Source organism: Pseudoalteromonas sp. TB41 (assembly GCF_000497975.1).
Lineage (GTDB): Bacteria > Pseudomonadota > Gammaproteobacteria > Enterobacterales > Alteromonadaceae > Pseudoalteromonas > Pseudoalteromonas tetraodonis.
The window spans coordinates 1-9838 of record NZ_AUTH01000045.1 but is presented as its reverse complement, the minus strand read 5'-3'; the positions used below and the strand labels follow the sequence as shown (position 1 = coordinate 9838).

At 41.3% G+C, this 9838-nt stretch carries 7 protein-coding genes and 1 rRNA gene; 7 read left to right on the top strand and 1 reads right to left on the bottom strand.

The window, feature by feature from the left end; genetic code table 11:
• The first annotated feature begins 90 nt into the window (after positions 1-90).
• The 5 genes from L641_RS0106960 to L641_RS0106940 all read left to right on the top strand — a co-directional run bounded on the left by L641_RS0106960 (position 91) and on the right by L641_RS0106940 (position 5333).
• Positions 91-852 carry an IS5 family transposase gene (locus tag L641_RS0106960; RefSeq protein WP_024600859.1) on the top strand — a complete coding sequence of 254 codons (762 nt, stop codon included), beginning with the start codon at positions 91-93 and terminating at the stop codon, positions 850-852.
• A 141-nt stretch (positions 853-993) separates the two neighbouring features.
• Positions 994-1761, top strand: coding sequence for a flagellar motor protein PomA (gene pomA, locus L641_RS0106955; protein ID WP_016900636.1), 768 nt, complete (start codon positions 994-996; stop codon positions 1759-1761).
• Between the two features lie 2 nt (positions 1762-1763).
• The gene (locus tag L641_RS0106950) at positions 1764-2684 is read left to right on the top strand and encodes a flagellar motor protein MotB (RefSeq protein ID WP_024601517.1); all 921 of its coding nucleotides are present in this window, start codon (positions 1764-1766) and stop codon (positions 2682-2684) included.
• Positions 2685-2831: 147 nt separating this feature from the next.
• Positions 2832-3317 (top strand): hypothetical protein, encoded by a 486-nt coding sequence (locus L641_RS0106945; protein WP_013464238.1) that lies wholly within the window; start codon positions 2832-2834, stop codon positions 3315-3317.
• A gap of 75 nt (positions 3318-3392) precedes the next feature.
• Positions 3393-5333 carry a DNA topoisomerase III gene (locus L641_RS0106940; protein ID WP_024601516.1) on the top strand — a complete coding sequence of 647 codons (1941 nt, stop codon included), beginning with the start codon at positions 3393-3395 and terminating at the stop codon, positions 5331-5333.
• 28 nt (positions 5334-5361) lie between these two features.
• On the opposite strand, the gene L641_RS0106935 is transcribed toward L641_RS0106940, so the two are convergent.
• The gene (locus L641_RS0106935) at positions 5362-6672 is read right to left on the bottom strand and encodes an amidohydrolase (RefSeq protein WP_024601515.1); all 1311 of its coding nucleotides are present in this window, start codon (positions 6670-6672) and stop codon (positions 5362-5364) included.
• A 109-nt stretch (positions 6673-6781) separates the two neighbouring features.
• Between L641_RS0106935 and L641_RS0106930 the strand changes: the two genes are divergently transcribed.
• Entirely contained in the window at positions 6782-7639 is an 858-nt protein-coding gene (locus L641_RS0106930) for a tetratricopeptide repeat protein (RefSeq protein WP_013464241.1), read from the top strand.
• Between the two features lie 615 nt (positions 7640-8254).
• A 16S ribosomal RNA gene (locus tag L641_RS22260) occupies positions 8255-9790 on the top strand.
• Positions 9791-9838: the final 48 nt, after the last annotated feature.

Here is a 9838-nt window from a genome sequence, read left to right as displayed (position 1 = left end):
TAGGGCGTGTTGATCTTTGTGGTATGAAAAACAAACAGCATGAAGATAAGGTATAATTGAATTCGCCAGAAAACTTTACACCGAACCTACATGCCAAGATTAATGCTAACAGACGGGACATGGAATGTCTTATCAAAAGTAATGTACTTAAGTGGTCGAATTTATAATAAGCCCGACCATAGAAAAACGCTCGAAGGCATACTGTATAAGATGCGCACAGGTATTCCATGGCGAGATTTACCTTCTGATTTTGGCCGTTGGAGTGCTATCTACAGACGGTTTAATTTATGGTCCAAAAAAGGGATTTTGAATGAACTGTTTCGCGCATTATCTCGTGATGCGGACATGGATTGGGTCTTCATTGATGGCAGTATTGTCAGGGCTCATCAACATAGTTGCGGTGCAAGAACTGCTGACAATGAATCAATTGGAAAGAGCCGAGGTGGAAATTCTACGAAAATTCATCTTGCAGTCGATAGCGGAGGGTTGCCTGTTTATTATGAATTATCCTGTGGAAATACGCATGATATCGTCCATGCAGAGTCACTCGTAGCTAATTGCCCAACAAGTAATATGGTTGTCGCAGATAAAGGCTACGACAGTGAAAAACTGAGAGCGTTTGTTCGTGATAATAACGCTACACCCGTTATTCCACGTAAGGGCAACAGTTTAGTAGGCAATGAAGATATTGACTGGTGCATGTATAAATATCGGCACTTGGTTGAGAATGCATTTGGCCGTATTAAGCAATATAGAGGGATAGCCACGCGGTATGAAAAGCTTGAACGAAATTATCATTCAATGCTCGCTTTAGCATTTACTATGATGTGGCTACCAATGTGGGCTGATTGATATATGTACTACAAAGATCAACAGCCCCTAATCTTAATTTTACCGTTTATCATAAAAATCACTTAAGTATTTCAGTATCTTGCCGATAAACAATTAATAACAACGCTTGCGAAGAAAAAATATAAAACCTTTGGAGGGAATGTGGATTTAGCAACCATTATTGGGATCCTTGGCGCAATTGGCTTAATTGTCATGTCCATGTTTATGAGTAGTAGCGGTGAAGTCGCTATGTTTTACAATACCCCTTCTGTGGTTATTGTATTCGGTGGTTCCCTTTTTATCGTTTTATCTAATTTTACCATGTCGCAATTTCTTGGCATTGGTAAAGTATGTGCAAAAGCGTTTATGTTTAAAATTGAGCCTCCTGAAGCATTAATCGAAAAAGCGGTAGAATTAGCTGACTCTGCTCGAAAAGGCGGATTTTTAGCCTTAGAAGAAGCCGAAATCCCAAATCCTTTTATGCGCAAAGGCGTTGATATGCTAGTAGATGGGCATGATGCTGATGTGGTACGAGCAACATTACAAAAAGATATTTCGTTAACCACCACTCGCCATGAAATGGGGGCAACCTTATTTAAATCATTAGGTGATATTGCACCTGCAATGGGGATGATCGGTACGTTGATAGGCTTAGTGGCTATGCTCTCGAACATGGATGACCCCAAAGCTATCGGACCGGCAATGGCGGTTGCGTTGTTAACCACATTATACGGTGCGTTTTTAGCAAACGTTGTAGCCATTCCTATTCAGGTAAAACTAGAACTGCGTAAAGACGAAGAGGCCATGAATCAGCGCTTAATTTTAGATGCAGTATTAGGTATTCAAGACGGGCAAAATCCTAAAGTAATTGAAGGGATCTTGAAAAATTATCTAGCTGAATCAAAACGCGCAGTCAATACTGAGGAATAATTATGTCAGATGAAGAGTGCAAATGCCCACCTCCAGGACTTCCTGCGTGGATGGGAACGTTTGCCGATTTAATGTCATTATTAATGTGCTTTTTCGTACTTTTACTCGCATTTTCTGAAATGGATGTACTTAAATTTAAACAAATTGCAGGCTCAATGAAGTTTGCTTTTGGTGTACAAAATAAAATAGAAGTAAAAGACATTCCAAAAGGGACATCTGTTATTGCTATGGAGTTTACGCCGGGTAAACCTGAGCCAACTCCTATAGAAACCATTCAGCAACAAACGGTTGAAATGACCCAACAAATGCTTGAGTTTCAGGCGGGAGATGAAAGCTCCGCAGGTGGACGTCAAGAGCAACGTGGTGAAAAGCGAGGTGGTGAATCAAGCAGTACCTCAGAGGAAGTTGCTGCAGCTACGGCAGTGTCTGCTGCTGATCAAGAGCAAATAAATGACTTAGTTAAAAAAATTGCGCAACAGCTTGAAAAGCAAATTATTGATGGGGCTATTGAGCTTGAATCTTTAGGGCAGCAAATCATAATTCGTATTAGAGAAAATGGCTCGTTTCCATCGGGGAGTGCATTTTTACAACCACAATTTAAACTTATCATTCAAGATATTGGCCGATTACTTAAAGATGTACCCGGTGAAATTACGGTGTCTGGTCATACGGATGACTTTCAGGTATCCAACGAGCTTTACATTAATAACTGGGATTTATCATCTAAACGCGCAGTTGCGGTAGCGAGTGAATTACAAAAAGTTCCAGGTTTTGATAAAACCAGAATGATGGTGGTAGGGCGTGCAGAAACCAGGCCCTTAGTACCTAATGATTCCCGCGAAGATCGCAGACGTAACCGCCGTGTAGAAATATCAATTTTACAAGGCAAGGCAAAAGAGTCAGCGCCAATTGATGTAAGATAGAATGACTTGGCTATGTACCTTTTTTAGCATAGAATGCAACATTCTTAACAAATGTAATGGGGCGAATATGTTGACTAAGTATTGTAGTATGCCTGGTAACGGCGATGGAACTGATGAAGATACAAAAGCTAAGTAAGGTTATTTAGTTTGCCTGAATGGTTTTTGTATTTTGTAAGTATATTAAGCAAAAGCTGGGTTCTTATTTTGAGTCCGGCTATTTTTATATTCTTTATCCTCAAAGATTATTTAGCTCTTAGGTTCGTTGTTATTACTGCCGCTTTTTTCTTATTTGGCACTGTGACCTACTCAAGTTTAATGGCGTTTGATGATGGTATTTATATATACCGTTACCTTGTATGGGCATTAACAGATATTACTTGGATGGCACTTATTGCTTATTGGGGTCTTAAAGATAAAGTGCATTTGTGGCAATGTGTACTTGGGCAGCTTATTGTTATTGGTGCACCCATTCTTCAATTATTTCGCTTAGTTGACCGACACCTTTGGGATTTATCTTATAGCACTGTGATGTATCAAACATTTATGCCTTTAATAAATATTGCCACTGTTGTTGTCTGCTACCTGCCTCTTTTATATCTTTTTGTTAATAAGCGAAATAAAGCTTTAAGTTAGAAACTATAAAAATATCCCCAGTTTTAAACTGATATGCTAAACTACTGTTTATATGAACAGTGTTAGAGCTTGATTATGAAACTTTATATTGCTGAAAAACCTTCATTAGGGCGTGCTATTGCAGATGCGCTTCCAAAACCTCATAAAAAGCATGATGGTTATATTGAAGTGGCGAATGGTGATTGTGTGTCTTGGTGCATAGGTCATTTGCTCGAGCAAGCAGAACCCGATGACTATGATGAGCGTTTTAAAAAATGGCAATTTGAGCATTTACCTATTGTGCCTGAACACTGGCAATTAAAAGCTAAAACAAAAACCCGTAAGCAGCTTACCATTTTAAAAAAATTAATTAAGCAGGCTACAACACTCGTGCATGCTGGCGATCCTGATCGTGAGGGTCAGCTACTGGTTGATGAAGTAATCGAGCAAGCAAAAATTAGTCAAACTAAAAAGCAAAGTATTCAACGCTTATTGATTAGTGATTTAAACTTAACTGCGGTAAAAAAATCACTCAACTCTATGCGGGCTAACCGTGATTTTATCCCTTTGAGTGTATCTGCTTTAGCACGGTCTCGTGCTGATTGGTTGTTTGGTATGAATTTAACGCGAGCTTATACGCTAGCTGGGCAAAAAGCGGGCTTTGGTAATGTGTTGTCGGTTGGGCGAGTACAAACACCTATTTTAGGTTTAGTTGTAAATCGTGATAATGAAATCGCAAATTTTGTATCCAAACCATTTTATGAAGTACTTGCTCATCTTGTTACACCTGAGCAGCAATCATTTACTGCTAAGTGGATACCGAGTAAAGCGTGCGAACCATATCAAGATGAAGAGGGCAGAGTACTTAATAAAGCCTTAGCCGAAAATGTGACTTCACGCATTGCTAATCAGCCCGCAAATGTAACAGCGCTTGAGCAAAAGCAAAAAAAACAAACCGCGCCTCTTCCTTATAACTTATCTGCTTTACAAATAGATGCTGCTAAAGCTTTTGGGATGCCAGCACAAAAAGTACTCGATATTTGCCAAGTTTTATATGAACGTCATAAATTAATTACCTACCCACGCTCAGATAACCGTTACTTACCGAGAGAGCATCACCAAGATGCACCTGCTATTTTAAAAGCGATAGCCGTAAATGGTGGGCAGTCAGTAGAGCTGGTAAATGAGGCAAATGCAAAACAACGTAGTAAATGTTTTAATGATGCAAAAGTGGCCGCTCATCACGCCATTGTGCCGACAGCTAAACAGTTAAAAAGTGTGAGTTTAGCCAATGATGAAGCAAAAATTTATCAGTTAATAAGTCGACACTATTTAATTCAGTTTTATCCCGACTACATTTACAACGAAAGCAAAGTAGAGGTAACCATAGCTGGTGGTTTATTTAAAGCAAGTGCAAAGCAAGATGTAAGCTTAGGTTTTAAATTGCTCATGGGTAAGTCGGAACTCAAAGAAGTAGCTACATTACCTTATTTAGAAAAAGGCATGGCACTTACTTGTACTAAAGGTGAAGTGGTGCAAAAGCATACATCTCCTCCGGCTCATTTTACCGATGCAACCTTACTTGCTGCTATGACGGGAATTAGCCGTTATGTAAAAGACCTGCAAATCAAAAAAATATTAAAAGAAACAGATGGCCTCGGTACAGAAGCAACGCGTGCAGGCATTATTGAGCTGTTATTTAAACGTCGCTTTTTAAAACGTGAGGGAAAAGCAATTAAAGCAACTGAAACAGGTCTGGCATTAATTAGTGTATTACCAGAGGGATTATCAAGCCCCGACTTAACTGCAAAATGGGAGTCGAGTTTAGGTGATATTGCACAGCAAGCAATGAGTTATCAGCAGTTTATACAACCTTTATTATCCGATTTAACTAATTTTGTAAGTCAAGCAGCGAACTGCAATAGTCAGGCATTTGCACTGTTACCTAAAACGTCACCTAAAAAGCGCTTTGCCAAACGTACAAAAAAAGCGCCGTATAAAAAGTCGAGTTATAAAAAAAGCCCTGCGGTAAATTAATCGCAGGGCTTACATATAGCGTTGAAGGTCACTGATTGAATAGTGCCACAGCGGCGTTACTCATTGCCTTTATTCCTGTAGGCAGTGCTACTTTATAATCAGGCGCAAATTTACTTGAATGTAACGAGGGCAGTGTTTCGTTATTTTTTATTGCCTTGGCGTACTGCTGTTGGTTAACGCCACCTAGCCAAAATAAGGTGATAGGAATATTTTCGTCGGTGCGCCCGTATAATCCAAAGTCTTCACCGGCCATTACCGCTTCTGTTTCGAGCACGTTTGCATCACCTATCGCACTTTTTATAGCGTTTCGAACAAGGTTAGTTTGTACTGGGTTATTGTAAGTTGATGGAATTGATTCATCTTCATGAACTTTCACTACAGGGTAGAGAGATTCCTCGAGGCCTGCACTTTGTGCTATACCTGCAGTAATACGTTTAATTGCCACTATTTGTGCGTTACGTATATCTGGATTGTAGCTGCGTAGCGTAAGTTGCAACTTAACTTCATCAGAAATAACATTGTGTTTAGAGCCACCATGAATGGAACCCACCGTTATCACTGAAGGCTCAAGTGGAGAAAGCTCACGACTAGTAATTGTTTGTAGTGCAAGTATCGTTCGAGCTGCGATGATCACAGGGTCGATAGTTGTATGCGGGTAAGCACCATGGCCACCTTTGCCTTTTATACTAATATCAACAGAATCAACACTGGCCATAGTGTATTCATTTTTCATTGCCACTTTACCCGCAGCAACGCTAGCGCTTACATGCAAAGCAATAATATGATCTGGTTTAGCGTATTTGTTAAATAATCCTTCCTTGAGCATTGCTTTTGCACCACCGCCTACTTCTTCAGCGGGTTGAGCAACCATCATTAAAGTACCTTGCCACTTATTTTTATGCGTAATTAATTGCTCAGCAGTACCAATAAAAGAGCTCATATGAATATCATGACCACAGCCATGCATAACGCCAACTTCACTACCTTGATCATTAATTGTGGTAATAGTTGATGCGTAAGTTTTGCCTGTTTGCTCTGTTATAGGCAGGCCATCAGTATCAGTTCTGATCATGACGGTAGGGCCTTGACCATTTTTGTAAATTCCGACTACACCATAGCCACCTACATTATCGGTTACGTCAAACCCTAATTTCTGAAGTCGTTCAGCGATTTTTTGACCTGTTTGCTTTTCCTTATATGACAATTCAGGTGATTGATGTAGGTCTAAGTAAAGTTTTTCTATTGCCGGCATGCTGGTATCAAGATCCAACTTAAGTGCTTGCGCATTCAATAATGGGCTGACTAATAAACACAATGCACTTACATACGCTAATTTCATATTTTCCTCACTACCTTCTATTGTATTTAAATGATTTAAACAGATGACTTGTAATTATTATCTTCATCACCATATAAAAACCTAAATAGATGAACATGGCAATAATTCAATGAGCAATATAGTTAGTCTTAACGCACAAAACCTTCAGCAAGTATTGGGTGAAACATCACAACAAAAGTTAGTACTACTTAACTTTTTTTCTCCACAAAGCCCAGAGTGTATTAGCCAAGCAGCTATCTTAGATAAGTTAGCTGCTGAATACAGCAACTATATAGTAGTCGCAAACTTAGACTGCGATGCAGAGCAGGCACTTGCCTCTCAACTTGCCCAACAAGTTGGATTGCAAACCTTACCTACTTTAGTGTTATTAAAAGACTCAGCTCCAGTTGATGTATTAGCGGGTGCACAAACAGAAAGCCAAGTTCGTGATGCATTATCTAAACATTTACCAGCTCAACAAGACTTATTATTAGAGCAGGCTAAGCAAGCACTGATTAATAGCGACTTAAATGCCGCGTTTACTTATGCCAAACAAGCGTATGAACTTGATAGTCGAAATGCGAGGATTAAATTAGTACTGGCAGATATATGTATACAAATCCACAAACTCGATGAAGCCGCTGCGTTAATAGAAACAATAGATGTAAAAGAGCAAGATGCATACTTTAATAATATTAAGGCAAAATGTGAGGCCGCATTAGAGGCAACCGATTCACCGCAGATAAAAGAACTTCAAGAAAAAGTCGCTAAACATCCAAATGAACTTGATTTGCAAATGCAGCTAAGTAACCTTTTAAATGAAGCGGGAAGGAAAGAAGAGGCATTAGAAGCACTCTTTACTATCCTTAAAAAGGATCTTAACTATGATGAAGCCAAACCAAACTTCTTAGCAATAATCGCCTCTTTACCTGACGGCGATGCATTAGCCGCTAAATATCGCCGCAAGCTCTATAGTATTTTATATTAACGGCTAATTAGAACCTTTATAAAAGCATCTAACTAAAGATGCTTTTTTGTTTTCTACATTTAAAAAGAGGATAAATGCAGGGTTATCCACAGGGTTTTGTGGGTAACGTGTGTGTCTAGGTGGGGTATCTTTGGGGTAAAAATTAAATGCAAAAAAGCCTTTAAAAACGCTTGCGTTAAAATCGATTCTCCCTATAATGCGACCCCACTGAGACGGGGAACGCCAACGCATAGCGAGGCACGAGCTACTCAGTCAGTCGAGTAAAACTTAGTTTCAAAAAACTTTCAAGTTTAACAAAATTAAGTGTTGACAAAAAAATAGGAAAGCGTAGTATGCGCAGCCCTAGCGAGATAAAGTTAAGCGCTTTAATCGCAACGTTCTTTAACAATATAAAGCAATCATCTGTGTGGGCACTCGTACAGATTGAGTTCTAACAGCCAAGCTACTTCGTTCTTTATTGAGCAAGTAACGAGGCAAACAAATTTAGAGTCTCAATTTAAACTGAGTGACCAACAGAATAGTTACTTCGGTAATTATTCAGCACAGTCAATTCAATATCGAAAGGTATTAAATAAATTCAGAATTCATTGAGCTGTCGAAAGACATAAAACTTTTTAATTGAAGAGTTTGATCATGGCTCAGATTGAACGCTGGCGGCAGGCCTAACACATGCAAGTCGAGCGGTAACAGAGAGTAGCTTGCTACTTTGCTGACGAGCGGCGGACGGGTGAGTAATGCTTGGGAACATGCCTTGAGGTGGGGGACAACAGTTGGAAACGACTGCTAATACCGCATAATGTCTACGGACCAAAGGGGGCTTCGGCTCTCGCCTTTAGATTGGCCCAAGTGGGATTAGCTAGTTGGTGAGGTAATGGCTCACCAAGGCGACGATCCCTAGCTGGTTTGAGAGGATGATCAGCCACACTGGGACTGAGACACGGCCCAGACTCCTACGGGAGGCAGCAGTGGGGAATATTGCACAATGGGCGCAAGCCTGATGCAGCCATGCCGCGTGTGTGAAGAAGGCCTTCGGGTTGTAAAGCACTTTCAGTCAGGAGGAAAGGTTAGTAGTTAATACCTGCTAGCTGTGACGTTACTGACAGAAGAAGCACCGGCTAACTCCGTGCCAGCAGCCGCGGTAATACGGAGGGTGCGAGCGTTAATCGGAATTACTGGGCGTAAAGCGTACGCAGGCGGTTTGTTAAGCGAGATGTGAAAGCCCCGGGCTCAACCTGGGAACTGCATTTCGAACTGGCAAACTAGAGTGTGATAGAGGGTGGTAGAATTTCAGGTGTAGCGGTGAAATGCGTAGAGATCTGAAGGAATACCGATGGCGAAGGCAGCCACCTGGGTCAACACTGACGCTCATGTACGAAAGCGTGGGGAGCAAACAGGATTAGATACCCTGGTAGTCCACGCCGTAAACGATGTCTACTAGAAGCTCGGAACCTCGGTTCTGTTTTTCAAAGCTAACGCATTAAGTAGACCGCCTGGGGAGTACGGCCGCAAGGTTAAAACTCAAATGAATTGACGGGGGCCCGCACAAGCGGTGGAGCATGTGGTTTAATTCGATGCAACGCGAAGAACCTTACCTACACTTGACATACAGAGAACTTACCAGAGATGGTTTGGTGCCTTCGGGAGCTCTGATACAGGTGCTGCATGGCTGTCGTCAGCTCGTGTTGTGAGATGTTGGGTTAAGTCCCGCAACGAGCGCAACCCCTATCCTTAGTTGCTAGCAGGTAATGCTGAGAACTCTAAGGAGACTGCCGGTGATAAACCGGAGGAAGGTGGGGACGACGTCAAGTCATCATGGCCCTTACGTGTAGGGCTACACACGTGCTACAATGGCGCATACAGAGTGCTGCGAACTCGCGAGAGTAAGCGAATCACTTAAAGTGCGTCGTAGTCCGGATTGGAGTCTGCAACTCGACTCCATGAAGTCGGAATCGCTAGTAATCGCGTATCAGAATGACGCGGTGAATACGTTCCCGGGCCTTGTACACACCGCCCGTCACACCATGGGAGTGGGTTGCTCCAGAAGTAGATAGTCTAACCCTCGGGAGGACGTTTACCACGGAGTGATTCATGACTGGGGTGAAGTCGTAACAAGGTAGCCCTAGGGGAACCTGGGGCTGGATCACCTCCTTATACGATTTAGAACTTATTTGTTCGTAGTGTCCACACAGATGATTGTTA

Coding starts and splice junctions, on each gene's coding strand:
- L641_RS0106940 (WP_024601516.1), top strand. CDS start 3,393: ATGAAACTTTATATTGCTGAAAAACCTTCATTAGGGCGTGCTATTGCA.
- L641_RS0106960 (WP_024600859.1), top strand. CDS start 91: ATGCCAAGATTAATGCTAACAGACGGGACATGGAATGTCTTATCAAAA.
- L641_RS0106930 (WP_013464241.1), top strand. CDS start 6,782: ATGAGCAATATAGTTAGTCTTAACGCACAAAACCTTCAGCAAGTATTG.
- L641_RS0106935 (WP_024601515.1), bottom strand. CDS start 6,672: ATGAAATTAGCGTATGTAAGTGCATTGTGTTTATTAGTCAGCCCATTA.
- L641_RS0106950 (WP_024601517.1), top strand. CDS start 1,764: ATGTCAGATGAAGAGTGCAAATGCCCACCTCCAGGACTTCCTGCGTGG.